This is a genomic window from Pseudomonas proteolytica, assembly GCF_007858275.1.
GTDB classification, from domain to species: Bacteria; Pseudomonadota; Gammaproteobacteria; order Pseudomonadales; family Pseudomonadaceae; genus Aquipseudomonas; species Aquipseudomonas proteolytica.
In genome coordinates this window covers 41177-67265 of record NZ_VFEV01000039.1, presented here as the reverse complement: position 1 = coordinate 67265, position 26089 = coordinate 41177, and the positions used below count along the sequence as shown (strand labels likewise).

General features: G+C 60.6%; 26 protein-coding genes. 17 read left to right on the top strand and 9 right to left on the bottom strand.

Translation table 11 applies throughout. The features are described from left to right. Together FIV38_RS23765 and FIV38_RS23760 are read left to right on the top strand one after the other, a co-directional pair. The coding region (locus FIV38_RS23765; RefSeq protein WP_146492580.1) for a transposase domain-containing protein at positions 1-97 on the top strand (97 nt) is incomplete at its 5' end. Positions 98-131: 34 nt separating this feature from the next. Then, positions 132-1049: a pPIWI-associating nuclease domain-containing protein gene (locus FIV38_RS23760; RefSeq protein ID WP_034137099.1), complete on the top strand. Its 918-nt coding sequence runs from the start codon at positions 132-134 to the stop codon at positions 1047-1049. A gap of 133 nt (positions 1050-1182) precedes the next feature. Here FIV38_RS23760 and FIV38_RS23755 read toward each other — a convergent pair whose 3' ends face one another. After that, the gene (locus FIV38_RS23755; RefSeq protein WP_034137100.1) at positions 1183-1449 is read right to left on the bottom strand and encodes a YebG family protein; all 267 of its coding nucleotides are present in this window, start codon (positions 1447-1449) and stop codon (positions 1183-1185) included. Between the two features lie 788 nt (positions 1450-2237). On the opposite strand from FIV38_RS23755, the gene relB reads away from it, so the two are divergent. The 3 genes from relB (at position 2238) to FIV38_RS23740 (ending at position 3341) form a co-directional block, all read left to right on the top strand. Next, on the top strand, positions 2238-2426 hold the full coding sequence (relB, locus tag FIV38_RS23750; protein ID WP_092233640.1) for a type II toxin-antitoxin system RelB family antitoxin: 189 nt from the start codon (positions 2238-2240) through the stop codon (positions 2424-2426). Beyond that, entirely contained in the window at positions 2416-2685 is a 270-nt protein-coding gene (locus FIV38_RS23745) for a type II toxin-antitoxin system RelE/ParE family toxin (protein WP_092233643.1), read from the top strand. The genes relB and FIV38_RS23745 overlap by 11 nt, the downstream gene beginning before the upstream one ends. Before the next feature lie 206 nt (positions 2686-2891). Beyond that, positions 2892-3341: a phosphate-starvation-inducible protein PsiE gene (locus FIV38_RS23740; protein ID WP_029295539.1), complete on the top strand. Its 450-nt coding sequence runs from the start codon at positions 2892-2894 to the stop codon at positions 3339-3341. Between the two features lies 1 nt (position 3342). On the opposite strand, the gene FIV38_RS23735 is transcribed toward FIV38_RS23740, so the two are convergent. From FIV38_RS23735 to FIV38_RS23725, 3 genes are all read right to left on the bottom strand, one after another. Next, on the bottom strand, positions 3343-3660 hold the full coding sequence (locus FIV38_RS23735) for a DUF3509 domain-containing protein (protein WP_029295538.1): 318 nt from the start codon (positions 3658-3660) through the stop codon (positions 3343-3345). A gap of 257 nt (positions 3661-3917) precedes the next feature. Further along, on the bottom strand, positions 3918-5207 hold the full coding sequence (locus FIV38_RS23730) for a serine/threonine transporter (RefSeq protein WP_070996839.1): 1290 nt from the start codon (positions 5205-5207) through the stop codon (positions 3918-3920). 60 nt (positions 5208-5267) lie between these two features. Next, positions 5268-6644 carry an L-serine ammonia-lyase gene (locus FIV38_RS23725; protein ID WP_092233649.1) on the bottom strand — a complete coding sequence of 459 codons (1377 nt, stop codon included), beginning with the start codon at positions 6642-6644 and terminating at the stop codon, positions 5268-5270. Positions 6645-6782: 138 nt separating this feature from the next. On the opposite strand from FIV38_RS23725, the gene FIV38_RS23720 reads away from it, so the two are divergent. Then, positions 6783-7730, top strand: a complete 948-nt coding sequence (locus FIV38_RS23720; protein ID WP_029295534.1) for a LysR substrate-binding domain-containing protein — start codon at positions 6783-6785, stop codon at positions 7728-7730. A 212-nt stretch (positions 7731-7942) separates the two neighbouring features. Continuing rightward, on the top strand, positions 7943-8350 hold the full coding sequence (locus tag FIV38_RS23715) for an HPF/RaiA family ribosome-associated protein (protein WP_029295532.1): 408 nt from the start codon (positions 7943-7945) through the stop codon (positions 8348-8350). A gap of 199 nt (positions 8351-8549) precedes the next feature. Here FIV38_RS23715 and fecA read toward each other — a convergent pair whose 3' ends face one another. From fecA to FIV38_RS23700, 3 genes are all read right to left on the bottom strand, one after another. Continuing rightward, complete coding sequence (fecA, locus tag FIV38_RS23710; RefSeq protein ID WP_092233686.1) at positions 8550-10895, bottom strand: TonB-dependent Fe(3+) dicitrate receptor FecA; 2346 nt, start codon at positions 10893-10895, stop codon at positions 8550-8552. A gap of 90 nt (positions 10896-10985) precedes the next feature. Further along, the gene (locus FIV38_RS23705; RefSeq protein ID WP_029295527.1) at positions 10986-11930 is read right to left on the bottom strand and encodes a FecR domain-containing protein; all 945 of its coding nucleotides are present in this window, start codon (positions 11928-11930) and stop codon (positions 10986-10988) included. Further along, positions 11927-12415 (bottom strand): sigma-70 family RNA polymerase sigma factor, encoded by a 489-nt coding sequence (locus FIV38_RS23700; protein WP_029295525.1) that lies wholly within the window; start codon positions 12413-12415, stop codon positions 11927-11929. The genes FIV38_RS23705 and FIV38_RS23700 overlap by 4 nt, the downstream gene beginning before the upstream one ends. A gap of 377 nt (positions 12416-12792) precedes the next feature. Here FIV38_RS23700 and FIV38_RS23695 point away from each other — a divergent pair, with 377 nt between their 5' ends. The 8 genes from FIV38_RS23695 to dacB all read left to right on the top strand — a co-directional run bounded on the left by FIV38_RS23695 (position 12793) and on the right by dacB (position 20965). Next, entirely contained in the window at positions 12793-13095 is a 303-nt protein-coding gene (locus FIV38_RS23695) for a DUF3649 domain-containing protein (protein WP_029295523.1), read from the top strand. After that, positions 13092-14666: a PepSY-associated TM helix domain-containing protein gene (locus FIV38_RS23690; protein ID WP_092233689.1), complete on the top strand. Its 1575-nt coding sequence runs from the start codon at positions 13092-13094 to the stop codon at positions 14664-14666. Before FIV38_RS23695 ends, FIV38_RS23690 begins: the two co-directional genes overlap by 4 nt. Further along, on the top strand, positions 14666-14992 hold the full coding sequence (locus FIV38_RS23685) for a DUF3325 domain-containing protein (protein WP_092233692.1): 327 nt from the start codon (positions 14666-14668) through the stop codon (positions 14990-14992). Before FIV38_RS23690 ends, FIV38_RS23685 begins: the two co-directional genes overlap by 1 nt. A 9-nt stretch (positions 14993-15001) precedes the next feature. After that, positions 15002-15577, top strand: a complete 576-nt coding sequence (locus FIV38_RS23680; protein WP_029295516.1) for an RNA polymerase sigma factor — start codon at positions 15002-15004, stop codon at positions 15575-15577. Continuing rightward, positions 15574-16551 (top strand): FecR family protein, encoded by a 978-nt coding sequence (locus FIV38_RS23675; RefSeq protein WP_092233695.1) that lies wholly within the window; start codon positions 15574-15576, stop codon positions 16549-16551. The genes FIV38_RS23680 and FIV38_RS23675 overlap by 4 nt, the downstream gene beginning before the upstream one ends. 185 nt (positions 16552-16736) lie before the next feature. Continuing rightward, complete coding sequence (gene ykgO, locus FIV38_RS23670; protein ID WP_020297337.1) at positions 16737-16886, top strand: type B 50S ribosomal protein L36; 150 nt, start codon at positions 16737-16739, stop codon at positions 16884-16886. A 110-nt stretch (positions 16887-16996) separates the two neighbouring features. Next, positions 16997-19426, top strand: coding sequence for a TonB-dependent siderophore receptor (locus FIV38_RS23665; protein WP_092233698.1), 2430 nt, complete (start codon positions 16997-16999; stop codon positions 19424-19426). Positions 19427-19495: 69 nt separating this feature from the next. Then, entirely contained in the window at positions 19496-20965 is a 1470-nt protein-coding gene (gene dacB / locus FIV38_RS23660; protein WP_092233701.1) for a D-alanyl-D-alanine carboxypeptidase/D-alanyl-D-alanine endopeptidase, read from the top strand. A 221-nt stretch (positions 20966-21186) separates the two neighbouring features. On the opposite strand, the gene FIV38_RS23645 is transcribed toward dacB, so the two are convergent. Continuing rightward, complete coding sequence (locus FIV38_RS23645; protein WP_092233705.1) at positions 21187-22071, bottom strand: helix-turn-helix domain-containing protein; 885 nt, start codon at positions 22069-22071, stop codon at positions 21187-21189. A 136-nt stretch (positions 22072-22207) separates the two neighbouring features. Between FIV38_RS23645 and FIV38_RS23640 the strand changes: the two genes are divergently transcribed. Beyond that, positions 22208-23119, top strand: a complete 912-nt coding sequence (locus FIV38_RS23640; protein WP_092233708.1) for a DMT family transporter — start codon at positions 22208-22210, stop codon at positions 23117-23119. 40 nt (positions 23120-23159) lie between these two features. On the opposite strand, the gene norR is transcribed toward FIV38_RS23640, so the two are convergent. Beyond that, entirely contained in the window at positions 23160-24701 is a 1542-nt protein-coding gene (norR, locus tag FIV38_RS23635) for a nitric oxide reductase transcriptional regulator NorR (protein WP_092233711.1), read from the bottom strand. 155 nt (positions 24702-24856) lie between these two features. Here norR and hmpA point away from each other — a divergent pair, with 155 nt between their 5' ends. After that, entirely contained in the window at positions 24857-26038 is a 1182-nt protein-coding gene (hmpA, locus tag FIV38_RS23630; protein WP_092233714.1) for an NO-inducible flavohemoprotein, read from the top strand. Positions 26039-26089: the final 51 nt, after the last annotated feature.

Below are 26089 nucleotides of genomic sequence, written 5' to 3'. Positions count from 1 at the left end.
TCCGTATGCCTACTTGAAGGACGTCCTCACGCGTCTGCCGACGCAGCGGGCGAGTGAAATTGAGGAGTTGCTGCCGCATAGGTGGCAGCCGGTTTAGTTACGCAAGGGGTGATGCCCGGACGCATACGAACATGGACGAAAGGATCTTGCAGCTAATCGGTGATGCTCAGTTCGAGCGTTGCCTTTATGAAGCTGCGATGTTTAATCTCGAAGACCGCAGGAACAGGCTTCGCTTTCATAACTTCGCCTTTGCTATGCGCGAGCTGGTGGGTCACACGCTGAAGCGCCTGGCTCCAGACGCCGAGGTGAAAAAGTGCATATGGTGGCAGCAGAAGGCAGAAGGCGTTGTCCCGGAGGTAACGCGAGTCGAGCGGTGTGTGTATGCAACGCAGGGCGGGCTTTCCAACCACTACGTGCGAACAAAGCTCCGGTTGGACTTCGCTCAGGAGTTTGAGGAGCTTCGAGATGCCGTAGTCCGTTTGAACGGGTATGTCCACATCACACCAGAAGTTTTCCTCATGGAGGAGGACGACATCGAGCACCTCGCAGTAGAAACAATCGAAGCCGTGGCCGGACTGATGGCCTGCATCCAAGAGTGCAGAGCCGCCGTCGGGGATCGTTTATCGCATGCGATCAATGATGCGACGGTCCAGCAGATTGTTGGGGAAAGTTTGGACGCTGTAGATGAGCTAGCCTCGCACTATTCCCTTGAAGAAATCTATGTGGAATCGCATGAGGTTACCAGTATTACCTCAGAGACTGTACACATCAGGGTAAGCGGTAGCATAGGGGTAACACTGCAGTGGGGATCTAACTCTGATCTCAGAAGAGGCGATGGAGCCGAATTGGATGAGTCGTTCGATTACACCTGCGAATTGACCTGCGAAGCGGCAAATCCAAATCCTGAGGCGCTAGAGTTCGTCGAAGACTCTTTGATGGTAGACACGGGCGACTGGCACGATCAAGAGGAGGATTGGATCGACTCTGCGGCGAGTACATCCGAAGACCATGAAACTCTCGATGCATCGGGCATTCGATCGGACTTCTAGGCTCAGTAGTTTAAGCACCGTCCCGTCCATAGCTATCCATTATCAAGGGCGATTATGGAGCCGAAAGCGGGACGTTCAAGCATGCTGATTCCGCCATGCATCAAATGGGTTGGCTATGTGTTGTGACACCATCTCAGTTGGCGCTATCGTCTTTCCCTGTCAACTGATCCAACGCATTAGCACCACTCTTAAACGCCGACGCAAAGATTGCTCTATTTTTCGCCATAAAAATGCTTGCGTCCTCCGCTTGTTTTTCGTCAAGACCTGGTACATTTTTAATGAGAACGGAAGTTAAAATTTCTGCCAATTCAAGCATTTGATCATGTGCATCGGCTAGTTTTCGATCCAAAAAAACCTTCTCCAAATCTCGAGTGCTTCGGTAAAGTACTTCTACTGCCATGATGGCCTCTCAAAAATTAAAGGGCTGCCTACCTGGGGCAATGCCCTGAAAAAAATTCTATCCGATGGATGTTATCTCTACGATCCGTGCTTGTCTTCATATGAACATTGATAACTAGGCATAGGTCCTTTCGAAAATCTATGCACCGCCTTCCTGTATCTGATTTGTCAGTTGGCGTCTAACGCGCTGATTTAAAACAATAAAACAAAGCATTTTGACACTAACTGGACAGGCATTAGGTGTAGAAAACGATGAACAAACGCTCCAGATCTCGGCTGCTGCGGTATACCACTTCGACGGCCATTCACCACCTCACATGCCTTCACGATAGTTGTCTATTGCGACTACTGTATTTATATACAGCTAAAAGGATAAGCCAATCCAGGGGGTTTGGGTAGCAGCTTTTTAATGTAGTCGGGAAATGGGGCTTTGCTACAAAGGAAAATTTCTGACAACTTGCCGGGGTTGCGCTGGATTTGTCCGGTGGCTTACCTTCCTCGGGCGCTGCGGATGCAGCGATTGGGCTTGTCGGCCCGGTAGAAGATAGCGCAACAACCCCCAACAAGAACGCTGGTGTTTTTACGCCTGCTTTCCTGTGTCGAGGCGGGGTGCTGGGTTTCTTCTTAGCGGTCCGTCACCCAATCTGCTTGGCGGCAGACGGTGCTGGATATCCATTCGATCAAGAAGAGATACGCCATGCCCAACCCCCAGACTCACTTCATCGCTTTGAGCACGACAGTCAAAACAGCAACAACTAGACTCCTTCTTCATCAACAATGGAGGCTTTTATGGACACTTCCTTTTCTTCTGCTACCCCCGCAGAGACTGAAGAGCAGGCCGACAGCTATGACCGGTGGTTTCGCGCCAAGGTGCAAGCCGCTCTTGATGACCCAAGGCCAGGTATTCCTCATGATCAGGTGATGGCTGAGATGCACGCCCTGATCGCATCCAAACGCAAGAAAGGCGATGCTGATTGAGTGGGCGCCCGCAGCGCGGGAGCAACTCCAGCAAATTATTAGTTACATCAGCGACCGCAATTTAGTCGCAGCGCTTGAGCTAAACCAGGCAATAGAAGCCTCTGTACTGGCTCTGTCCCGTAGGCCCCATCTTTACCGACCCGGACGTGTAATCGGCACGCGGGAGATGGTGGTTCATCCAAATTATCTGGTTGTTTATCAAGTGACGGACTACATCCGGGTACTCTCGGTCTTGCATGCGCGCCTACGGTATCCCTGATAAACCGGCCTCTCGGAGGCTCAGAGTTAATGTGTTTTTCTGTATGCGTGTCTCCTGTCATTCCACCATCATCTCATTCTGCAATCTCTGGCCTTCTTTCTGCATGCAGAGAAATCGTCATGCCAAACGGGCATTATCCCCCGGGCCAAAGCATGGCTTAGGCAATGGCAAACAGTTGGCTATTTTTTAAACAGTGGTGGTGAGTAATGACAGAAATGAAGTGGGCCGACAAAGTGCGCAAAAGCTTGCACGCAAACGCAGATTCACTGGGCAATCTGGCGGTGGAGGCGTTTCACTATCTGGCGCTGTTTGGCATCGGTGCAATCACCGCCTATGCGGCTGTGCTGACCTTTATCGACATGTTGCAAAAAGGTGGCATCAGCGTTGATGACATCCTGTTGCTGTTTATCTACCTGGAGTTGGGCGCCATGGTGGGGATCTATTTCAAGACCAACCACATGCCCATCCGCTTCCTGCTCTACGTGGCAATCACCGCATTGACCCGCCTGCTGATCGGCGACGTGTCTCACCACAATGCCCCGGACCTGGGCATCATTTACCTGTGCGGTGGGATTCTGCTGCTGGCGTTTGCCATCCTGGTGGTGCGTTTTGCGTCGTCGCGCTACCCATCGGTCAAGGAAAAGTCCGAGTCCTGAGTCAGAGCCCGGCCGTGATCGGCGGCCGGTTGCTCGGCGGGCGCTGCAGCAGTTTGTGACTGTCGCCGTCGGTCATTACCGCCAGGATCTCCATGGCGCTGTGCCCCTGTTCAATGGCAATACCGAATTGCACGCTTTGCACCAGGCGTTTGAGGCGTTGTGGGTCGTTGCGCTGTTCGGCGCTGATCATGCGTTTGGCAACCACGCCGCTGTCGTCGGAGAGGGTCAGCATGATGCTGCCGTCCAGGCGCTGGATGCTCAGGTTGACCCGGTACTTTGGGGTGAACGTGTCGGTGATCAGCTGAAAAGGATTGTCCATGGTGCGTTACCGCCTGATAAGAACATGCACTGATTGACGACCGGTATCGGGATTGGTTCGTGTTGCCTGACCACCGGTCACAAGCTCCGTTTTCCTTCAGTGGGTGTACAGCAAGGGGCGTGCCGTACAGGCATCTTTCAGACGACGAGCTACCCCTGTGGGAGCGGGCTTGCCCGCGATTGCGGTGGATCAGCCAAGCATTTAGTGACTGACATACCGCCATCGCGGGCAAGCCCGCTCCTACAGGGTGATCTGTTTCAGGGCACCAGCGAGAAAATGACCGCAGACAGCGCAATCAACCCCAGCAGCACCACAAATACATTCGACACCTGGCCCGAATACTGGCGCAGCGATGGCACGCGGCGGATGGCGTACATCGGCATCAGGAACAGCAAGCACGCGATGATCGGCCCGCCCATGGTTTCGATCATGCCCAGGATGCTTGGGTTGAAGGTGGCGACGGCCCAGCAACTGAGGATCATGAACACGGCGGTGCAACGTTCCAGCCAGCGCGCCGACAGGGTGCGGTTGCGCCCGCGCAGGGATTTGACGATCAGGCCCTGGAAGCCTTCGCTGGCGCCGATGTAGTGGCCGAGGAAGGATTTGGTGATGGCCACCAGCGCGATCAAAGGCGCAGCGTAGGCGATCACCGGGGTCTGGAAGTGGTTGGCCAGGTAGGACAGGATCGAGATGTTCTGTGCCTTGGCGGCCGCGAGGTCGGCGGGTGACAGTGCCAGTACGCAACTGAAGCAGAAGAACATCACGGTGAGCACCATCATGCCGTGGGCCATGGCCAGGATGCCGCTGCTCTTGCGTTCGGCTTGGGCGCCGTACACGCGTTTCTGGTCCACCGCGAAGGCCGAGATGATCGGCGAATGGTTAAACGAAAACACCATCACCGGAATCGCCAGCCACAGGGTCTTGAAGAATGCCGGCAGGGGCATGCCCTCGCTGGCCGAGGCGAAGAACGCACCGTTCCAGTTGGGGATCAGGCTCAGCGCCAGCAACAGCAAGGCGGCGACAAACGGGTAGACCAGCACGCTCATGGCCTTGACGATCACGCCCTGGCCGCAACGCACAATGGCCATCAGGCCGAGGATCAGTACCAGGGACAGGATCGCCCGTGGGGGCGGGGTCATGTGCAGTTGGTGTTCCATGAAACTGCCGAGGGTGTTGGTCAGCGCGACGCTGTACACCAGCAGGATCGGGAAGATGGCGAAAAAGTACAGCAGGGTGATCAGCTTGCCGGCGCCAACGCCGAAATGTTCTTCCACGACGTCCGTAATGTCGCCGGATTTGCCCGACAGCACAAAGCGCGTCAGCCCACGGTGGGCGAAGAAGGTCATGGGGAAGGCCAGCAGCGCCAGGATGATCAATGGCCAGAAGCCACCGACCCCGGCGTTGATCGGCAGGAACAGGGTGCCGGCACCGATGGCGGTGCCGTAGAGGCCGAGCATCCAGGTGGTGTCGTGCTTGGTCCAGCCGGTGGTTACGGTTTGCGTGACAGAAGCGGGATTTTCGGCAGCAGGTGTACGTACATCGGTCATCGTTATTGCCTCGTTATTATTTTTGCGCGGGCTCACGTATGGGGCGGGTAGTCGTGCTCCTCAGCACTCCACCCAACTGACAGCCAGGCCGCCCCGTGAAGTTTCTTTGTATTTGTCATGCATGTCGGCGCCGGTATCGCGCATGGTGCGGATCACCCGGTCGAGGGAGATAAAGTGCTTGCCGTCGCCGCGCAGGGCCATTTGCGTGGCGTTGATGGCTTTGACGGCGGCGATGGCATTGCGCTCGATACAGGGCACCTGGACCAGGCCACCGACTGGATCGCAGGTCAGGCCGAGGTTGTGCTCCAGGCCGATTTCGGCGGCGTTTTCCAGTTGCTCGGGGGTGGCGCCGAGAATGTCCGCCAGACCTGCGGCGGCCATGGCGCAGGCCGAGCCGACTTCGCCCTGGCAGCCGACTTCGGCGCCGGAGATCGAGGCGTTTTTCTTGCACAGGATGCCGACGGCGGCGGCAGCCAGAAAGAAATTGACCACATCATCATCAGACGCGTCGGCGTTGAATTTCATGTAGTAGTGCAGCACTGCCGGAATGATCCCGGCCGCGCCATTGGTCGGCGCGGTGACCATGCGCCCACCGGCGGCGTTTTCTTCGTTGACGGCGAGGGCGAACAGGTTGACCCATTCCATGGCCGACAACGTTGAAGTGATCACATTCGGTTTGCCTATTTCCAGCAGGCTACGGTGCAGCTTGGCGGCGCGGCGCGGTACATCCAGGCCGCCGGGCAAGATGCCCTCATCACGCAGGCCCTGCTCGACGCACTCGCGCATCACCGACCAGATATGCAGCAGGCCGCTACGGATGTCTTCGTCACTGCGCCAGGCGCGCTCGTTGGCCATCATCAATTCGGAAACCCGCAGGCCGTGCTTGTTGCACAGGGCCAGCAGTTCGACGGCGCTGGAAAAGTCGTAGGGCAGTTCTACATCGCTGGTGGGAGCAATACCCGACTCGGCTTCAGCGGCCTCGATGATGAAACCACCGCCCACCGAGTAGTAGGTCTGTTCGCTCAACAGGCCGTCTGTCCCGTAGGCAAGCAGGGACATGGCGTTGGGGTGGTAGGGCAGGCTTTCCTCCAGCAGCAGGAGGTCGTGCTGCCAGTTGAAGGAGATTTCTTGGGTGCCGGCAAGCAACAATCGGCCTGATTCGCGCAACTGCTGGATACGCGGCCCGATCGAGGTAGGGTCAACCCGATCCGGCCATTCGCCCATCAGCCCCATCACGCAGGCGCGGTCGGTGGCATGGCCCACGCCGGTGGCGGACAGAGAACCGTACAGGCGCACTTCCACGCGCTGGGTTTGCTCCAGCACTTGTTGGTCTGCGAGGGATTGGGCGAAGGTGGCCGCCGCCCGCATGGGGCCGACGGTATGGGAGCTGGACGGGCCGATGCCCACCTTGAATAGATCAAAAACGCTGATAGCCATGCTAAAGCCTTACAAGCTATGGAGTAGGAAATCGCTGCCATTGTTTGTAGGACAAGCGGAAGTGGCGCGATACTGCCCCTCTAGATCGGCACTGACCAACGAATTATCCTAAGACACCCTTTAGCAGGACTAAACTCTATGGCCCGCCCCCTGCATGCCCAGACGTATGTCTGGTTGCACGTATTTGCCTGCGCCGCACGGCATCTGTCCTTTACCCGTTGCGCCGAAGAACTGCACATCACACCCGGTGCAGTCAGCCAGCAGATTCGCCAATTGGAAGAGCGCCTGGGCTTTCGCCTGTTTCATCGCCGGGCGCGCGGCGTGGAGTTGAGTGCCGAAGGGCAGCGGCTGGCGATCACGGTGAGCGAGGCCTACGGCAGTATCGATGCCGAGTTGCAGCGCCTGGATGCGGGGATGATCAGCGGCACCTTGCGCCTGCGCTCCATTCCGTCATTCCTCGGCAAGTGGTTGACGCCGCGCCTGCCGCGTTTGCAGCAGCGTTTTCCGGATATCCAGCTGCGATTGGTGGCCGAAGACAGCAGCATCGCCTTGCACGAAGGCGACTTCGATCTGGCCATCGACCTTAACGACGGCAGTTATCCGGGTTTGTTATCCACAGCCTTGCTGGATGAGCAGATATTCCCGGTGTGCGCGCCGAGCCTGTTGCGCGGTCGGCCACCGCTGCACGGCCCGGCCGACCTGGCCCATTTCCCGTTACTGCACGACATCACCGCGTGGCGTGGGAGTTATGAGTATGCGGAGTGGGAGTTTTACCTGAATGCTATCGGCTATCACGACGCGGACGTGCGGCGCGGCCACACCTTCAACCGCAACCACCTGACCATCGAGGCTGCCATTGCCGGCATGGGTGTGGCGATTGCCCGGCGCACCCTGCTCAATGATGAATTGGAGCGTGGCACCCTGATCGTGCCGTTCGGGCTCGCGGTTGCGAATCACAAACGCTACGTGCTGCTGTATGCGCCAGGCGCGCTGAACCATCCCGGCGTACGTGCGGTGCATGACTGGCTGGTGGAGGAGGCGGAGATTTTTCGCGGATTGCACCCCTTGGGAGAGGGTCAATTGTGAGGATTTACGCAGGTGAGCAGGTGTACCCAACTCCCGACCATAACAGCGCTTTGGGCGGTTGTCAGACTTAATTTGTAATGTAGGATTTATCTTTGCGTAGGGGTTGAATTGTTCTCTCAGGTGCTCAATTGTGTAATCAAGAGGTCATGGTTTCACCGCATCGGTGTTGCAGTTGTGATCTCTGGCGAGCTAGCTGAAATAAGGGAAACACTATGCAAATCCTAGTCAACAGCGATAACCATATTGAAAGCAGCATCCGACTGGAGGAGTGGGTACGTACTACCATTGAGAGCACGCTCGAACGTTATGAAGAAGACTTGACCCGCATCGAAGTCTTTTTGAAGGATGAGAACGGCGACAAGCCGGGCCCCCACGATTTAAGTTGCCGCCTGGAAGCGCGGCCAAAGGGTCATCAACCGATTTCGGTTATCCATAAAGCCGACACCCTGGAACAAGCGATCGACGGGGCGGCCACCAAACTGGATAACGCGCTGGAACATCTGTTCGGCAGGCTGCAAGGCAAGCCGCGTGCAGAGAAAAGCACGCCAAACAACCAAGTCGATGAAGCCGGGCTTGAAGAGGAATTCCTGGAAAACGAACAGGCTGCGCTTAACAGCTGATTGCTGAGTGTTTTTCAACCCCATACAAAACGGGCCTGCAGATGCAGGCCCGTTTTTTTGTGTCTGATGAACGCTTCACTGTGGGAGCGAGCTTGCTCGCGAAGGGCGTAAAGGACAACGCGCAGATCCTGCGGGCACGCGGTGTTCTCAAGCTTTTCGCGAGCAAGCTCGCTCCTACAGTAAGCCGGTAGTCCGGCCGTCAGAATGCGACCGAGGTCTGTACGTACACCGTGCGCGGTTCGCCCACGTATTTGCCCTTGTTGTTGTCGTCAAACGAGCGGGTGTAGTACTGGGTGTTGAAGATGTTCTTCACCCCCACCGCCACATTCAAGTCCGACAATTGCGGGCCGAAGTCATAGGCCGCGCGGCTGCTGAACAGCATGTAGCCAGGAATGCGCCCGGTGCTGCCGTCCACGCTTTCAGCCCGGGTGTTGGCGTTGTCGGCGAATTGGCTGCTCTGGTAGGTGCTGTCCAGGTTCAACTTCCATGCACCTTCGGTGTAGCCCACGCCCAGGGTGCCTTTGTGCTTGGACGAGAACGGCACGCGGTTGCCTTTGTTCGGGCCGTCTTCACGGATGGTTGCATCGACGTAGGCGTAGCTGGCGTACACATCAAAACCGGCCAGCGCCGGGCTCAAGCCATCGAGAGCATAATTGAGGCTGGACTCGATGCCCTGGTGCCGGGTTTCGCCCCGGGCGATCACCGAGTCGTTGGTCTGGTTGCTTTCATACTGGTTGTCGAAGTTGATCAGGAACGCACCGATTTCCGCGCGCAGCGCGCCGTTGTCGTAGCGGGTGCCGACTTCCCAGGTGCGGGCCTTTTCCGGCTTGACCGCGCCGCTGCTCACACGGTTGGGCATCTGGCTGTACTGCACGCTGCCGAAGGAGCCTTCGGTGTTGGCGTACAGGTTCCAGTCGTCGGTCAGGTGATAGAGCACGTTCAACGCCGGCAAGGCGGTGTTGTAGTCGCCCTTGTATTTGACGTTGGTCAGGTTGTTGGTCTGTTGCGATTTGATCATCTCGTAGCGGATGCCAGGGGTTATGGTCCACTTGCCGATATCGATCCGGTCGTCGATAAAGAATGCATTGGCTTCGGTGCCACCCCGGGTGTCGCGGTCGTTGCGGCTGTCGGTGTTGGGCAGTTGCTGGTTGGCCGCAATCGGCGTGCGGTAGCGCAATTCGTGCCCGGCTTCGTTGATGTAGCGGTAGCCCACACCGACTTCGTGGCTGGTCGGGCCGAGGTCGAAGCCTTGGGCCAGGCGCGTTTCCAGGCCGCGTACCCAATACTCGCGCGGTGACAGCGAAAGGAAGCTGCCCTGGTCCAGATAACCGCTGCGCAGGGTCTTGGTAAAGAAGCTGTTGACGGTGAATTCCCGGCGATCTTCCTGGTAGCGGTAGCCGACGTTAAACATCGTACGGCGGCCCCAGAATTTGTCGTAGGGGCGGGTGGACTGATACGGGTCGGCCTTGTAGGCCGCAGTGCTCAAGCCACCGGGCATATCGGCCTGACCTTCGTAGTACTGGGCCATGGCATTGAAGCTGTTGGCTTCGTCCAGTTGGTAGTTGCCCTTGAGGATCAGGTCGTCGATTTGTGTGTCGCTGTGTTCGCGCCAGTCACCGCCGCGGGTGCCGGAATACAGGATCGCGCCGCCCAGGCCGTTGTCGGCAGTGCCGCCCGCCAGCAGATTGCCGGTGGTCTTGAAGCCATCATGGCTGGAGGACGGGCTGGTCTCAGTCTGCAGGCCACCCTTGACCGTCGGAGCATCCGGAATCGCCCGGGTCACGAAGTTGACTACGCCGCCGACGTTTTGCGGCCCGTAACGCACGGCGCCACCGCCGCGCACCACGTCTACTGCATCCATGTTGCCCATGCTGATCGGCGCGAACGACAGTTGCGGTTGGCCATACGGGGCGAAGGGCACCGGAATCCCGTCCATCAATACCGTCGAGCGTGACGCCAGGCGCGGATTGAGCCCGCGAATGCCGAAGTTCAACGCCATGTCGTGGCTGCCGGTGCCGTTGTTTTCCGGAGCGTTGACCCCTGGAATGCGGTTGAGCACGTCCCTGGCCTGGGTTGCGCCCTGGCGCTCGAACTCTTCGCGACGGATCACATCACGGGCGCCGGGGTGTTCGAAGACGTTGGTTTGCGCGGCATCGCCCAGCCAGTCGCCCACGACATTGGACGTGCCCAGCTCCAGGGTGGCCGGCGCGTTCAGCGGTTGCAGGCTGTAGGCGTTGTTACCTTCGGCGCGGGCTTGCAGGCCGGTGCCCTTGAGCAACGCGTTCAAACCTTGCTCGGTGGTGTAGTTGCCTGTCAGGCCCTGGCTTTGTACGCCGGCGGTCACTTCGGAGCCAAAGGAAATCAGCACGCCGGCTTCACGGCCAAACTGATTCAGCGCGGCCTCCAGGGACGTCGGGGCGATCTGATAAGGCTTGGCCTCGGCCGCCATGGCGTAGGGCAGGGCGCTGAAACTGAGGCTCGCGCCCAGCAGCAAGTGGCGCAGCGTTCGGGTAAGTGGCGTCAGGCGAGTCGGTTGCTGGGGCATGAAGAACGTTCCTCAGAGGTGGGAAACTGGGTGGCTTTCCCTCTCTGTCACGCGAGGTACGGAAAACGGCTCACGTTTGCCGAAAATAATTTAAACGCGGGCTTCGACGCTGACCCAGTAACGGGTAAAACGCCGCACTTTGACCGGCAGGCTGATTTGCAGCAGGTCGAGGATGCGTTCGCTGTCGTCCAACGGGTAGCTGCCGGAGATCAGCAAGTTCGCCACCTGTGGATCACACTGCAATTGGCCGCGGCGATATCGGCTCAGTTCCTCGAGGAAATCTGCCAGTCGCATGTGCGACGCCACCAGCATGCCGTCGGCCCATGCACCCGTGTTGGCATCGGTGGGGCGCGGCATATCCCAGCCTTTGCGGGTGAGGTTGGCCAGGTGGGATTTTTCCAGGGTTAGGGGCAGACCGCTGTAGGACTTGGGTGACATTTGCACCTGGCCATCCAGCACCGCGACCTGGGTGTGATCGTTGAACTGGCGCACATTCACCTGCGCCGCCTGGGTGGTGACGATGCCCTGGCTGGTGATGATCTGCAGTGGGGTGTTGGCGCGCAGCAATATCTCGCCTTCGAGCAGCCGGATCAGCCGTTGTGGGCCATCGAATTGCACGTCCACCGCACTCGCGGTATTGAGTTGCAGTTGGCTGCCATCGGCCAGCTGTACCTTGCGCCGCTGGCCGAGGGGGCTGCGGTAGTCGGCGGTCAATGGCGGGATCAAGTGCTGCTGGCGCAAGCCCCAGGTCGCTGCCGAACCGGCGCCCAGAATCAACAACAGCTTCAGGGCCTGGCGCCGGCTACTGGATTGCGGTGCGTTCAACGCCGCATGGGCCAGGGGCGAAGGCATCCCGCGCAAGCGCTGGTTGACCCGCTGTATATGCTCCCACGCCCGTTGATGCTCGCTGTGGGCATCCAGCCAATGCTGCCAGTTTGCCTGTTGGCGCGGGTTGAGCGGGCCTTGCTGCATTTGCATCAGCCACTGCACCGCCTGCTCGGCGACTTGGGTCGAGAAGTTCGCGGTGGGGTTCATAGGGCGAAATAGCAGCGCATGGCGGCTTTATTCAGATGACGTTTGACGGTGGCGATGGAGATCCCCAGTTCGGCAGCGATTTGCCCGTAGGTCAGGCCATCGAGTTGGGCCAGCAGGAAAGCGCGCTTGACCAGCACTGGCAAACCGTCGAGCAACTGGTCCAGCTCCATCAGGGTTTGCAGGATGATCGCCCGCTCTTCTTCCGACGGCGCGGCGAACTCGGGCATTTGCGCCAGGGCATCGAGGTAGGCGCGTTCGAGGTCCTGGCGGCGGTAGTGGTTGAACAGCACGCGCTTGGCGATGGTGGTGAGGAAGGCGCGGGGCTCGATCAGCGTCGGTGTCTCGCGGGCGGTCAACACCCGGATAAACGTATCCTGGGCCAGGTCTGCGGCACTTTGCGGGCAGCCGAGCTTGCGTCGCAACCAGCCGGTCAGCCAGTGGTGATGGTCGTGATACAGGACTTCGACGGTATTGGACGGCCGCAACGCGAACACTCCGGCAGCATCTGCATGCTTTAGGTAACGAGAATTGTTCGCATTGTAGGCGGCGAGATGGCATTCAGCAATCGGCAGAAGACCGATAGCCGCTTTTATAGCCGCCAGTCACCTGTGGGAGCTGGCTTGCCTGCGATAGCGCTGTGTCAGTCACCTATGCGTTAACTGACCCACCGCTATCGCAGGCAAGCCAGCTCCCACATTTGTTTTGGGGCATGTCCAAAACTCTCTGTCTTGCCGAGATCCCCTGTATGTCGACTGCCCCACCGCCATCGCAGCCAAAGTACATTTGATGTTCGTCGTTCTCTTTTGCTTATGAGAATATTTATCATTAAACTTCCGCCCCTGATAAACCAGGCGCCACTGGCATGAAAAGCAAAGCCTCACTTCCTCTTTCCTATCGCCTCGGTGTGACGTCGCGCCTGCTGGCGGCTGTCGTCGGCGGCTATGTGTTGGCGTCCCTGGCCAGTGTGTGCCTGAGCTTCTGGCTGCCACTCTCGCGCGCCGATGCGGTGGTCAGTGGCATGCTCAGTTCCTTTGTGTTCTACCTGCTGGCGGTGATCTGGTGCTTTGCCTGCCGCAGTGCGGCCCGCGCCTGGTTTGGCGTGCTGGTGCCGTGCGCGATACTGGCCACCCTGGCTGGCCTGGCCTATTGGATGGGGCGCCCATGAAAGAGGGTTTCCGTCAGGCAATGGCCTGGTTGCACACCTGGGCCGGGTTGATTTTCGGCTGGTTGCTGTTCGCGATTTTCCTCACCGGCACCCTGTCTTACTTCAAGGGCGAAATCACCCACTGGATGCAGCCGGAAGTACCCGCCCATGCCGTGGACGATGCGCGCAGCGTGGCCGTGGCGCAACGCTACCTCGAACAGCACGCACCCACGGCGGCCCGTTGGTTTATCGGCTTGCCCGATAGCCGCGACCCCGGTTTATCGGTGATGTGGCAAGACAAGATCGACCCTGGCCGGCGCGGCAATTTCATCGAGAAAATGCTCGACCCGGTCTCCGGCGAACAGCTCCAGGCCCGGGAAACCATGGGCGGCGAGTTCTTCTACCGGTTCCACTTCCAGTTGCAGATGCCCCATCCGTGGGGTCGCTGGTTGTCGACTATCGCCGCGATGGTGATGTTTGTGGCGCTGATCACCGGGATCATCACCCACAAGAAAATCTTCAAGGACTTCTTCACCTTCCGTCCGCGCAAGGGCCAGCGCTCCTGGCTCGATGGGCACAATGCGGTCGGCGTGCTGGTGTTGCCGTTCCACCTGATGATCACCTACAGCAGCCTGGTGATTTTCATGACCATGGTCATGCCCGCCAGCATCATTGCGTCCTATGACGGCGACACCCGCGCCTTCTTCAATGAATTGTTCCCCGCCACCGACAACGCGCCGGCCCTGGGCCAGCCGGGCAAACTGCTGCCGTTGGCGCCGCTGGTGGAACAGGCGCGGGCGCAGTGGGACGGTGGTCATGTGGGGCGGCTGGCGGTGAACAACCCTGGCGACGTGAATGCCTCGGTCAATGTCTCCCGCGCCGGCTCTGACCGGGTGGTGCATGATTTCGGCAGTACCGTGTCGTTTAATGGCAACACTGGCGAGCTGCTACGGGTCAGTGCCGAACAGTCGCTGCCGATGGCGATTGGGGGCAGCTTCTATGGCCTGCACATGGGGCATTTCGCTGGCCCGCTGCTGCGGTGGCTGTACTTTATCTGCGGCCTGGCGGGCACGGCGATGATTGGCACCGGCCTGGTGATCTGGCTGGGCAAGCGGCAGCTCAAGCACGCAAAAACCGGGGTGATGCCGTTTGAATTGCGCCTGGTTGAAGTGCTGAACCTGGCCAGTATGTCCGGGCTGCTCATCGCCATTGCTGTGTTTTTCTGGGCCAATCGCCTGCTGCCTGCGACCTTCGCCGAGCGTTCGGACTGGGAAGTGCAGAGCTTCTTTATCGCCTGGGGCCTGACCTTGCTCCACGCCATGCTGCGCCGTGGCCGCCGCGCCTGGATCGAGCAACTGGGCCTGGGCGCCGTGCTGTTCATGGGCGTGCCGCTGCTCAATGCGCTGACCACTTCCGAGCACCTGGGCGTGTCGCTGGCCAAGGGTGATTGGGCCATGGCCGGCTTTGACCTGACGTGCCTGGGCAGCGGCCTGTTCCTGGCCTGGGCCGCCTGGAAAATGCAGCACCGCAGCGCCGTGCAGCCCCGGGCCGAGCGCGCCCGCCCACTGACCCTCAAAGGCGAGGTGCACTGATGTTGCTGGCCTTGCTGCTGTGCTACGCAGGCTTTGTTGCGCTGTGCCTGTCCCTGGACCGTCACCACGGCGAGTTGCTGCACAGCAAACCTTCGCCACGGCGGCGCCTGGGGTTGCGTGTGGGCGGATGGCTGCTGTTGGCGCTGTCGATCTGGCCGGCGGTGCACATGGCCGGCTGGAGCCGGGGCCTGGTGGACTGGTGCGCGGTGCTGATGCTCAGCGGGCTGTTGCTGGTGTTGCTGTTGCCGTATCGGCCAAGGCTGGCCTTGATCCTCGCGGGCGTCGGCCTGCTGGCCAGCCCCGTTGCGGCATTCGCGACCCTCTGAGCCCTGTCGATGATCAGCACACCGCCCGAACCCCAGGATCACCCCCACGCAGAATCGTCGGGAGGGCGTGCACATTTCCTGCAGGTATTTTTGTCCCAGCGCTCACAGATGGAGGCGTTGGTCAGCCGCCGCGTAGGCTGCCGGGCGACGGCCGCGGACCTGGTGCAGGACTTGTTCCTGCGCTTCTGGCGCCGGCCCCTGGTGCAGGTCGAAGAACTCAGCACCTACCTGCTGCGCTGCGCCGGCAATATCGCCATCGACCACTTGCGCAGCGAAGGCGCGCGGGTGCGCGGCAATGAAGGCTGGTTGCCGGAACATCAGGATCATCACGGCTCCGAGCCCCAGGCCGCGCTGGAAGCGGGCAACGATCTGCGCCATGTGGAAGCGGCGCTGCGCAGTTTGCCGGAGCGTACGCGGCAGATCTTTTTGCTCAACCGCATCCACGGGCGCAAATACGCAGAAATCGCCAAAGCCATGGGCCTGTCCCAAAGTGCCGTGGAAAAACATATGATGCGCGCCCTCGAAGCCTGCAAAGCCAGCCTTCGTGAACCCCCACCACCACGCTCGCCAGGGAAAGCACCGTGAACGTCACCCCGACGCCCGCCCAGGAACAGGCCGCCCTGGCCTGGCTCAGCCTGCTGCACGATGCGCCGAGCAGTGGCGACCAGGCCACGTTCAGCCACTGGCTGCGCGCCGACCCGGCCCATGTCGAGGCGTATGCCCAGGCCCAGGTGTTGTGGGAGTTGAGCGAAGTGCCGGCGAGCACCCTGGCCGACGAAGATGCCTTGGCCTTGCAGCGTTACCTCAAAGCCATGGATGGCGCGAAACCCGCCCGTATGCGCCGCTGGTCTGTGGCACTGGCGATGGCGGCTTGCCTGGTGTTGATGGTGTCGATGGGCGCCGGTTGGCAGCCGCAGCGCTGGGCCGACGACCTGGGCGCCGATTACGTCAGCGCGCCGGGTGAAGTCAAAACCGTGACCCTGGCCGATCACAGCCAAATCACCCTGGATGCCGACAGCGCGATTGCCGTGGATTTCAGCCAGGGCGAGCGGCATATCCAACTGCGTCGTGGCGCCGGTTTTTTTAATGTCGCCCACACAGGGCAAGCCTTTGTGGTGCACGCCGACAGCGGCGAAGTGCGGGTGCTGGGCACGCAGTTTGAAGTGCGCCTGCAACCGGCGGGCGCCCAGGTAACGGTGTTGTCGGGGCGGGTAGGGGTGACGCCTTCTGCCCAGGGTACTCAGCAGATTCTGACGGCCGGCCAGCAAGTGACCTACGTCGAGGGTGTGGCTGATGAGCGGCATGCCGTGGACAGTGAATCACGCCTGGGGTGGCGCGACGGCTGGCTCAACTACTACAAGGCCCCATTGGCCGATGTGGTCAAGGACCTTGGCCGTTACTACCCCGGCCGCATCCTGCTGCTCAATGACGAACTCGGCGCCCGCCGGGTCAGCGGCAGCTTCCCGAGCAAGGACCCCGAGGCGGTGCTCAAGGCATTGCAAGCAGTGCTGGGTTTTGAGCAGCACAATGTGCTGGGCCGGCTGATTGTCGTTCGCTAAAAACTATCCACATCCCTGTAGGAGCCGGCTTGCCGGCGATGGCGTCGTCAAGAGCAGCGTAGGTCTTGGGGGCCTCATCGCTCGCAAGCCAGTTCCTACAGGAATGGGTGGGTGAGAGAGAGTTGATAACTGTTCTTATTTGTATTTATGATATGTTATTACATTCAAGCGAAGGAGCCTCCCCCATGAAAGTCCTGTCCTCACTCAAAGAAGCCAAAAACCGTCACCGCGACTGCCAGATCGTCAAGCGCCGTGGGCGGATCTATGTGATCTGCAAATCCAACCCACGCTTCAAGGCCCGCCAGGGTGGGGCAAAAAACAAGAATAAAGGCTGAGGGTGAAATTATTTTCAATTTCACCTGAGGTAAAACCCCACGCCATCCGTGTAGTGCTTGAAACTGCGATCAATTCGCATTAACGGCGTTTTCTACACGGGTTCTCAAGCATGAAGTCCAGGGCAAAGTCGGCGGCAGGCGGTTCGGTTAAACAGTGGCTGGGAGCCTCCCTTCTGGCCGCTTCAGGTCTGGCGGTATTGCCGCTGAGCCTGGCGCAGGCGGCGGATGCGCAACAGCAAAGCACGGTCTTCAACTTTGCACTCCAGGCCAAACCGTTGCCCCAGGCACTGAGCGATTTCAGTCGCGTGACCGGCATCAGCGTGGTCTACACCGACGAAGCGCCCTACACCCTCAATGCCCCGGCCGTCACTGGGCAGATGAGTGCGGCCCAGGCCCTGCAGCGCCTGCTGGGCAGTTCCGGCTTGACCTTCCGCCAGATCGACGCGCGCACCCTGGCCCTGGAGCCGCTGCCTACCGAAGGCGCGGTCAACCTCGGCGCCACGACCATCAGCGGCGTGAACCCGCAGCAAGCCACCAGCTACCAGCCACCGCCCACCAGTTCGGTGATGCGCTCCCAGGGCTTGCTGCTGGAAACCCCGCAAACCGTGAACATCGTGCCGGCCCAGGTGATGCGCGACCAGGTGCCGCGCAACCTCGACGATGCATTGACCAACATCAGCGGCGTCACCCAGGCCAACACCTTGGGCAGCACCCAGGATGCGGTGATGCTGCGTGGCTTTGGTGATAACCGCAATGGCTCGGTCATGCGCGACGGCATGCCGGTGGTGCAGGGGCGGGCGTTGAACGAAACCGCCGAGCGCGTCGAAGTGCTCAAGGGCCCGGCGTCGTTGCTGTATGGCATCCAGGACCCGGGCGGTGTGATCAATATCGTCAGCAAGAAACCCGAGCTGACCCAATCCACCGCGCTTACTGTGCGCGGCTCGAGCTATGGCAGCGGCAAGAACGGCAGCGGCGGCAACCTCGATACCACCGGCCCCATCGGCGACAGCGGCCTGGCTTACCGCTTGATTGTCGATCATCAGGATGAAGACTACTGGCGCAACTTTGGCACCTACCGCGAAAGCCTGATCGCACCGTCCCTGGCCTGGTACGGCGACAACACCAAAGTGTTGCTGGCCTACGAGCACCGCGAATTCCTCTCGCCGTTCGACCGTGGCACAGCCATCGACCCGAATACCAACCACCCACTGAACATCCCCGCCACGCGCCGCCTGGACGAGTCGTTCAACAATATGGAAGGCCGCTCCGACCTGTATCGCTTCGAGGTTGACCACGATCTGAATGACGACTGGAAGGCCCATTTCGGCTACAGCTGGAACCGCGAAACCTACGACGCCAGCCAAGTGCGCGTGACCAAGGTCAACCCCAATGGCACCCTGAACCGCAACATGGACGGCACCCAGGGCGCGCTGACCACCGACCGCTTCACCACCGTCAGCCTCGAAGGCAAGGTGGATGTGGCCGGCATGCGCCATGACCTGGTGTTCGGCCTGGATGACGAGTACCGCAAAATCTACCGCGCCGACCTGATCCGCCAAGCCAGCCGCAGTGTGTTCAATTACAACGACCCGGTGTATGGCCGCGAAGTGGCCGGCACCACGGTCAGCGCGCCGGACAGCAACCAGACCGATCTGCTGCGCAGCGACTCGGTGTTTTTCCAGGATGCCATCCACCTCACCGACCAGTGGATCCTGGTCGGTGGCGCCCGCTTCCAGGAGTACGACCAGTACGCCGGCAAAGGCCGGCCGTTCACCGCCAACACCGACAGCAACGGCCAGAAGTGGGTGCCCCGCGCCGGTCTGGTGTACCGCTATACCGATGCGCTGTCGTTTTACGGCAGCTACACCGAATCGTTCAAACCCAACTCCACCATCGCGCCGTTGGACAACAAGATGGTGATCGACGGCAGCATCGCCCCGGAAGAATCCAAGTCCTGGGAGCTGGGGGCCAAGCTCGATATGCCGGGGCGCATTACCGCCAACGTGGCGTTGTTTGATATCCACAAGCGCAACGTGCTGGTGTCGATCACCGAGGGCGCGACCTCGATCTACAGCGTCGCCGGCAAGGTACGTTCCCGTGGTCTGGAAATGGACCTGAGCGGGCAATTGACCGAGCAGTGGAGCCTGATCGGCAGCTACGCCTACACCGATGCCGAAGTCACCGAAGACCCGACCTACAAAGGCAAGGGCCTGCAAAACGTGGCGAAGAATTCCGGCTCTGTTTCAGCCGTGTACGACTTCGGCACTGTCGTCGGCGGCGATCAACTGCGCGTCGGTGCCGGTGCGCGTTATGTCGGTGAGCGTGCCGGCGATGCCCTCAACAGCTTCGACTTGCCGGGCTATACCGTGGCGGATGCGTTTGCCACCTACGACACCAAGGTCGACGGGCAGAAGGTCAAGTTCCAGCTCAACGTAAAGAACCTGTTTGACCGTACTTACTACACCTCGGCCGTCAGCCGTCTGTTTGTGTCCATGGGCGATGCGCGCCAGGTGACGTTGTCCAGCACCCTGGAGTTCTGATCATTGGCGATGACGCTGGCGGCGTGAGCTGCTAGCGTTGCGGTCTTTGATGATTGCCGGGACGGTTTGATGCAGTTGGGACGATGGATACACGCCAGTGCCATGCTGGTGGGCTTGAGCCTGTTGTTGGGTGGCTGTGCCACGTCTTCGAAAACCAGCGAGCAGGCACTGGACCAATTGCTGGCCGATCCGGCCCTGGCCGGTGCCAGCGTTTCCCTGATGGTGCGCGATGCCCGCAGCGGCAACACGCTGTACCAGCACAACCCACGCACGCGGCTGGTGCCGGCTTCCAGCATGAAACTGCTGACCACGGCGGCGGCCATGGATGTGCTGGGCCCGCAGTATCGGTTTTCTACGCAGTTGCTGAGTAATGGCAGCCAACAAGGCACACGCCTGATGGGCAATCTGTACCTGCGCGGCCTGGGCGACCCGACGATCCAGTGGGCCGATTACCAGGCGCTGGCGGCGAGCCTGGCCGCGCAGGGCATCCAGCAGATCCAGGGCGATTTGGTGTTCGATGACACTTGGTTCGACGCCGAACGCCTGGGCGTGGATTGGGCCCATGACGACGAAGACAAGTATTACGGCGCGCAGATTTCCGCGCTGACGGTGTCACCCAATGCCGATTTTGATGCGGGCACCTTGATCGTCACGGCCAAGGCGCCTGTGGCGGTCGGCCAACCGCTGAGCGTCACCCTCAGCCCACCTACCGATTATGTGCAACTGAGCAATCTGGCCGTCAGTGGCCCAGGCAACAGCTATGGGCTCAATCGCCAGCATGGCAGCAACCTGCTGCGCCTCAGTGGCACCCTCAAGCCGGGGACGCAAAGCCGCCAGTGGGTCAGCGTGTGGGAGCCGACGCAACTGGTGGCCAATCTGTTTGCCCAGGCCCTGGCGGAGCAGGGGATCAGCGTGCAGGGTCGGCGGGTGATCGGAGGTGTGAGCCCGGCGAACGCCACTGTGCTGGCGACACACCAGTCGGCGCCGTTGCAGGAGCTGATCAGGCCGCTGCTCAAGCTGTCCAACAACAGCATGGCCGAAGCACTGCTCAAGGCCATGGGGCGACAACAGGCGAATGCCGGGACAGCGGCGGCGGGTGTGGCAGCGGTTGCGGATTTTCTGCGCCGCCAAGGCCTGGACCCGGCAACGCTGAACCAGGTGGATGGCTCCGGTTTGTCGCGACGTAACCTGGTGTCGGCGCAGAACTTCACCGACCTGCTGCTGGCCATGGGCAAGCAGCCGTGGTTTAACGCCTGGTACGACGCGCTGCCGATTGCCGGCAACCCGGATCGGCTGAGCGGCGGCAGCCTGCGTTACCGCCTGCGCGGGACCGCGGCACAAGGCAACCTGCAGGCCAAGACGGGTTCGATGGGTGGGGTGTCTTCGTTGACGGGCTACCTCACCGATGCGAGTGGGCGGCGGTTGGTGTTTTCGATGCTGACCAATAACTACGTGGTAGAGGGTAGCCGGATCAAGGCTGTGGAAGACCGTGTGGCGACAGTCCTTTGTAGGAGCGAGCTTGCTCGCGAAGGTCGTTAACGCTAACGCGGGGAACCTGACTGCCTGCATTGGCCTCAGGTTTTTCGCGAGCAAGCTCACTCCTACAGCGGCGGGGTTGGAGTTCCTGGCGAAACCAGTTGGCAACGGCCCTGGCCCAAAGCCCCTTGTAGGAGCGAGCTTGCTCGCGAAGGTCGTTAACGCTAACGCGGGGAACCTGGCTGCCCGCATTGGCCTCAGGTTTTTCGCGAGCAAGCTCGCTCCTACAGGGGGCGGGGTTGGAACGCCTGCCGGTATTCACCCGGTGTCGCCCCCATCGCCTGGCGAAACCGGTTGGTAAAGTGGCTGGCACTGGAAAACCCGCACGCCAGGGCAATCTCCCCCAATGGCAGTGATCCGCCGCGCAACATGGCCTGGGCCCGTACCAGGCGGCGGGCCAGCACATATTGGTGAGGCGGCAGGCCGAAACTGCTGCGAAACATCCGCGCAAAGTGGTACTCCGACAACGCACACAACCCCGCCAATTGCCCCAGGCTGAGCGGCTCGGCCAGTTGCTGTTCGACGTATTCCACCAACTGCCGGCGTTGGTGCGCGGCCAATCCACCCTTGAGCCGCAAACCTTCGCGCAGGCCGACCTGGCTGAGCAGGGTGTGGCTGAGCATTTCATGGGCCAGGCTACTGGTCAGCAGGCGTTCGGCGGGCTCCTGCCAGTTCAGGCCGATCAACCGGTGAAAACGCCCGGCCTGCTGCGGGTCTTCCAGGAACGTGCTTTCGCGCAGTTGTAGCGCCCGGGGTTCGCGGTCCAGCAGGGTGACGCAACCCAGGGCAAATTGCTCCGGGCTGAAATACACATGGGCCAGGCGGATTTCGCCGTTGATCACCCAGGCCGATTGATGTTCGGCCGGCAGGATGCACAATTTGTCGGGCCCGCCCTTGGTGCCGGGCTGGCCACGGCGAAATGTCTCAGTGCCACCGCCCACGTAGCAGGACAGGGTGTGATGGCTGGGGGCCTCGTAGTCCTGGGCGTCGTGGTGGTTACTCCACAAAGCCGCAGACAAGCCGTCACCCAGCTCGGCACTCAGCTCAAGGCGAGCGTTGGGCGAGCTGTTCAGGGCTTTGAAGACTTGTAGGTTTTCCAGTGCAGACATGGGGTTCTCTCCGACGCCTTGCATCCTACTCCCGGCGGCTGGCGCTGTGATCCCTCGGCCCGACAAAAGCGCAAGAATCTGCAAGTGCCTGGCAGCCAGTCGGGGTGAAACTGTGGCTCAACCACCGGAGTGCGCCATGAACCTATCCCTGTACTTACTGACCGTGCTGATCTGGGGCACGACCTGGATCGCCCTCAAATGGCAACTGGGCGTGGTGGAGATCGCGGCATCCATCGTCTATCGCTTCGGCCTCGCGGCACTGGTGCTGTTTGTGTTGCTGCTGCTCAGTCGCAAATTGCAGGTGATGAACCGCCGTGGGCACCTGATCTGCCTGGCCCAGGGCTTGTGCCTGTTTTGCGTGAACTTCATGTGCTTCCTTACCGCCAGCCAATGGATCCCCAGTGGCCTGGTGGCCGTGGTGTTCTCCACCGCGACGCTATGGAATGCGTTGAATGCCCGAGTGTTCTTCGGCCAGAAAGTCGCGCGCAATGTTCTGTTGGGCGGCGGCCTGGGCTTGATGGGCCTGGGCTTGCTGTTCTGGCCGGAACTGGTCGGGCATACCGCCAGCCCCGAGACGCTGCTGGGCTTGGGCCTGGCGTTGCTGGGGACGATGTGTTTCTCGGCGGGCAACATGCTGTCGAGCCTGCAACAGAAAGCCGGGCTCAAGCCGTTGACCACCAACGCCTGGGGCATGGCTTACGGCGCATCGATGCTGGCGTTGTACTGCGTGATCCAGGGCATTCCTTTTGAAATGGAATGGAACACCCGTTACATCGGCTCGTTGCTGTACCTAGTGATCCCCGGCTCGGTGATCGGCTTTACCGCCTACCTGACCCTGGTCGGCCGCATGGGCCCGGAGCGTGCGGCCTATTGCACGGTGTTGTTCCCGGTGGTGGCGCTGAACGTCTCGGCGCTGCTCGAAGGCTACCAGTGGACCGCCCCGGCGCTGTGCGGGTTGGTGCTGGTGATGCTGGGGAATGTGTTGGTGTTTCGTAAGCCCCGAGCGATTACGCCTGTGAGTCCGCTTTGGGAATCGAAGCAAATCTGATGTGGGAGCAGGCAAGCCAGCTCCCACAGTTTGATCGGGGTTACTTCAGGCCCAGGCGTTTGGCCATGCGCCCCAGGTTGGCGCGGTCCAGCCCCAGTTCGCGGGCGGCGCTGGCCCAGTTGTGCTGATGGCGTTCCAGGCAGGCGCTGATGACTTGCCTTTGGTAATGCTCGGTGGCCTGGCGCAAGTCACCGGTCACCACGGCTAGCTCGGCCTGTTCCTCAATCAGCGGCGCCGCTTCACTCGGCAAGTCCAGGTCCTTGGCGCTGAGGCTGAGGATCTTCGGCCGCTCCCGGTGGTTGCCCAAGGCTTTCAGCGCGCTGCGGCCAATCAAGTGTTCCAGCTCTCGCACATTCCCGGGCCAGCCATAAGCCAGCAACGCCGCCTGGGCATCGCTGGTCAGGCGCAGGCTGCCCAGGCCCATGCGCGAGCGGTTCTGTTCCAGGAAGAAACCGGCCAGCAGCAACACGTCGCGCCCGCGTTCACGCAAGGCCGGAACTTGCAGCGGGTACACGCTCAAGCGGTGATAGAAGTCGGCGCGGTAACGGCCGTTGCGCACTTCTTCGGCCAAGTCACGGTTGGTGGCGGCGATCAGGCGCACGTCCACTTGATGTTCCTTATCCGAACCCAGTCGCTGCAACTGCCCGCTTTGCAACACCCGCAACAGCTTGGCCTGGACAGCCAGCGACAACTCACCCACTTCATCGAGGAACAAGGTGCCGCCATTGGCCAGCTCGAACTTGCCCCGCCGTTCGTTCAGCGCCCCGGTGAACGCGCCGCGAACGTGGCCAAACAGCTCACTTTCCACCAGGGTCTCTGGCAGCGCTGCGCAGTTGAGGCTGATCAGCGGTTTCTCCGAGCGGGGCGAGGCCGCGTGAATGGCCTGGGCCACCAGCTCCTTGCCGACCCCGGTCTCGCCGGTGATCAACACGGTCAAGTCACTGCCGCCCACCAGCTTGATTTCTTCCACCAGGCGTTTGTGGGTCTTGCTCTGGCCGATCATTTCCTTGTGCTGCTGGCCGCTGGCCTGGCGATATATTTCTGCACGCTGGTGTTCGTCCTCGGCGCGCAGGGCCAGGTGTTCCATGCGTTCGGCGACATTGACCGTGGCGGCGGCGAGGCTGGCAAACGCCTGCAAGGCGTCCAGTTCAACGCGCTCGAAGCGTTCGGTGTCGAGGGCATCCAGGGTCAGCAGGCCCCAGGGGTGGTCGTCGACAAACAGCGGGCAGCCCATGCAGTCGTGGACTTCCAGGTGCCCGTGCAGGCCATCGACCAGGCCGTCGTAGGGGTCGGGCAGGTCGCTGTCGCTATCAAAGCGGGTTGGGCCGGGGCTGCTCAGCAGCACGGCAAAGCGCGGATGTTCGCTGATCTTGAAGCGTCGCCCCAGGGTGTCAGGGCTCAAGCCGTCCACCGCCAACGGCACCAGCCATTCGCCGTCCAGGCGCAGCAGTGCGGCGGCATCGCAGGGCAGCAGGGTGCGCATGGCTTGCAGCAGGCGTCGGTAACGCTCGCCTTCTGGCAGTTCGCGGGAAAGGTCGGCAACCAGTGGCAGCAGGGTGGTGAGCAGGGAGTGTGCAGTCATAATGACTCCTTGTAGTCCTAATGACTATAAGTTGTGGGAAGTCATATTGACTACTATTAATTTAAGTCGTTGATAATTAACGGATTATTTGTTGGCACGAATACTGAGTATCCCAAGGTAATCATTCAGAAGCCCAAAGGCTCAGGAGTCTCCCCATGCTTAGCGTTCAAGACCGTGCCATCGTCAAATCTACTGTGCCACTGCTCGAAAGTGGTGGCGAAGCCCTGATCACCCACTTCTACCGCATGATGCTGTCCGAGTACCCCGAAGTGCGCCCGCTGTTCAACCAGGCCCACCAGGCCAGCGGCGACCAGCCTCGCGCCTTGGCCAATGGTGTGCTGATGTACGCCCGGCACATCGACCAGTTGGATCAGTTGGGCGACCTGGTGGCCAAGATCATCAACAAGCACGTGGCCCTGCAAATTCTGCCGGAGCATTACCCGATTGTCGGCAACTGCCTGCTGCGGGCGATTTCCGAGGTGCTGGGTGATGAAATCGCCACCCCTGAAGTGATGAGTGCATGGGGCGCAGCCTACGGGCAACTGGCCGATATCCTGATCGGCGCAGAGAGTGCCATCTACGATGAAAAAGCCCAGGCCGTTGGCGGCTGGCGCGGGGCGCGGTCGTTTTTGCTGGTCAAGCGCGTGGAGGAGAGCAGTGAAATCATCTCCCTGTACTTTGCCCCGGTGGACAACGGCCCGATCCTCGCCGCCGAGCCCGGCCAGTACATCGGCCTGAAGCTGATCCTCGACGGCGAAGAAGTGCGCCGCAACTATTCGTTGTCGGCGCGTACCGATGCGGGCCTGTACCGCATCAGCGTCAAACGCGAAGCGGGCGGGCGCGTGTCCAATTACCTGCATGACCAGATGCACGTGGGGGCGAGCATCGACCTGTTCCCGCCATCGGGGGAGTTCACGCTGGGGGACAGCGACAAACCCCTGGTGCTGATCAGCGGCGGTGTGGGCATTACGCCAACCCTGCCGATGCTGGAAGCGGCGTTGGCGACCGAGCGCCCGGTGCACTTTATCCACTGCGCGCGCAATGGTGGCGTGCATGCGTTTCGCGACTGGGTCGATGCCCTGGCCGCGCGTCACCCGCAACTGCAGCGCTTCTACTGCTACGCCGAAGACGACGGCATCAGCCCGGCGGCGGACAAACTGGGGATGTTGACCCAGGAGCAACTGGCGGCGTGGTTGCCTGAGGAGCGTGATGTGGATGCCTACTTCCTTGGGCCCAAAGGGTTTATGAGTGCGATCAAACGTCACCTCAAGGCTTTGGGTGTGCCTGAAAAGCAGAGCCGGTATGAGTTCTTCGGGCCGGCGGCGGCGCTGGAATAAGCGGCCGCTCTTCAACACCGCATTGGCCTCTTCGCGAGCAAGCCCGCTCCC

What these genes read in the sequence shown, in the direction of transcription:
- FIV38_RS23760 (WP_034137099.1), top strand. Translation starts at nt 132, where the DNA reads ATGGACGAAAGGATCTTGCAGCTAATCGGTGATGCTCAGTTCGAGCGT.
- FIV38_RS23755 (WP_034137100.1), bottom strand. Translation starts at nt 1,449, where the DNA reads ATGGCAGTAGAAGTACTTTACCGAAGCACTCGAGATTTGGAGAAGGTT.
- relB (WP_092233640.1), top strand. Translation starts at nt 2,238, where the DNA reads ATGGACACTTCCTTTTCTTCTGCTACCCCCGCAGAGACTGAAGAGCAG.
- FIV38_RS23745 (WP_092233643.1), top strand. Translation starts at nt 2,416, where the DNA reads ATGCTGATTGAGTGGGCGCCCGCAGCGCGGGAGCAACTCCAGCAAATT.
- FIV38_RS23740 (WP_029295539.1), top strand. Translation starts at nt 2,892, where the DNA reads ATGACAGAAATGAAGTGGGCCGACAAAGTGCGCAAAAGCTTGCACGCA.
- FIV38_RS23735 (WP_029295538.1), bottom strand. Translation starts at nt 3,660, where the DNA reads ATGGACAATCCTTTTCAGCTGATCACCGACACGTTCACCCCAAAGTAC.
- FIV38_RS23730 (WP_070996839.1), bottom strand. Translation starts at nt 5,207, where the DNA reads ATGACCGATGTACGTACACCTGCTGCCGAAAATCCCGCTTCTGTCACG.
- FIV38_RS23725 (WP_092233649.1), bottom strand. Translation starts at nt 6,644, where the DNA reads ATGGCTATCAGCGTTTTTGATCTATTCAAGGTGGGCATCGGCCCGTCC.
- FIV38_RS23720 (WP_029295534.1), top strand. Translation starts at nt 6,783, where the DNA reads ATGGCCCGCCCCCTGCATGCCCAGACGTATGTCTGGTTGCACGTATTT.
- FIV38_RS23715 (WP_029295532.1), top strand. Translation starts at nt 7,943, where the DNA reads ATGCAAATCCTAGTCAACAGCGATAACCATATTGAAAGCAGCATCCGA.
- fecA (WP_092233686.1), bottom strand. Translation starts at nt 10,895, where the DNA reads ATGCCCCAGCAACCGACTCGCCTGACGCCACTTACCCGAACGCTGCGC.
- FIV38_RS23705 (WP_029295527.1), bottom strand. Translation starts at nt 11,930, where the DNA reads ATGAACCCCACCGCGAACTTCTCGACCCAAGTCGCCGAGCAGGCGGTG.
- FIV38_RS23695 (WP_029295523.1), top strand. Translation starts at nt 12,793, where the DNA reads ATGAAAAGCAAAGCCTCACTTCCTCTTTCCTATCGCCTCGGTGTGACG.
- FIV38_RS23690 (WP_092233689.1), top strand. Translation starts at nt 13,092, where the DNA reads ATGAAAGAGGGTTTCCGTCAGGCAATGGCCTGGTTGCACACCTGGGCC.
- FIV38_RS23685 (WP_092233692.1), top strand. Translation starts at nt 14,666, where the DNA reads ATGTTGCTGGCCTTGCTGCTGTGCTACGCAGGCTTTGTTGCGCTGTGC.
- FIV38_RS23680 (WP_029295516.1), top strand. Translation starts at nt 15,002, where the DNA reads ATGATCAGCACACCGCCCGAACCCCAGGATCACCCCCACGCAGAATCG.
- ykgO (WP_020297337.1), top strand. Translation starts at nt 16,737, where the DNA reads ATGAAAGTCCTGTCCTCACTCAAAGAAGCCAAAAACCGTCACCGCGAC.
- FIV38_RS23665 (WP_092233698.1), top strand. Translation starts at nt 16,997, where the DNA reads ATGAAGTCCAGGGCAAAGTCGGCGGCAGGCGGTTCGGTTAAACAGTGG.
- dacB (WP_092233701.1), top strand. Translation starts at nt 19,496, where the DNA reads ATGCAGTTGGGACGATGGATACACGCCAGTGCCATGCTGGTGGGCTTG.
- FIV38_RS23645 (WP_092233705.1), bottom strand. Translation starts at nt 22,071, where the DNA reads ATGTCTGCACTGGAAAACCTACAAGTCTTCAAAGCCCTGAACAGCTCG.
- FIV38_RS23640 (WP_092233708.1), top strand. Translation starts at nt 22,208, where the DNA reads ATGAACCTATCCCTGTACTTACTGACCGTGCTGATCTGGGGCACGACC.
- norR (WP_092233711.1), bottom strand. Translation starts at nt 24,701, where the DNA reads ATGACTGCACACTCCCTGCTCACCACCCTGCTGCCACTGGTTGCCGAC.
- hmpA (WP_092233714.1), top strand. Translation starts at nt 24,857, where the DNA reads ATGCTTAGCGTTCAAGACCGTGCCATCGTCAAATCTACTGTGCCACTG.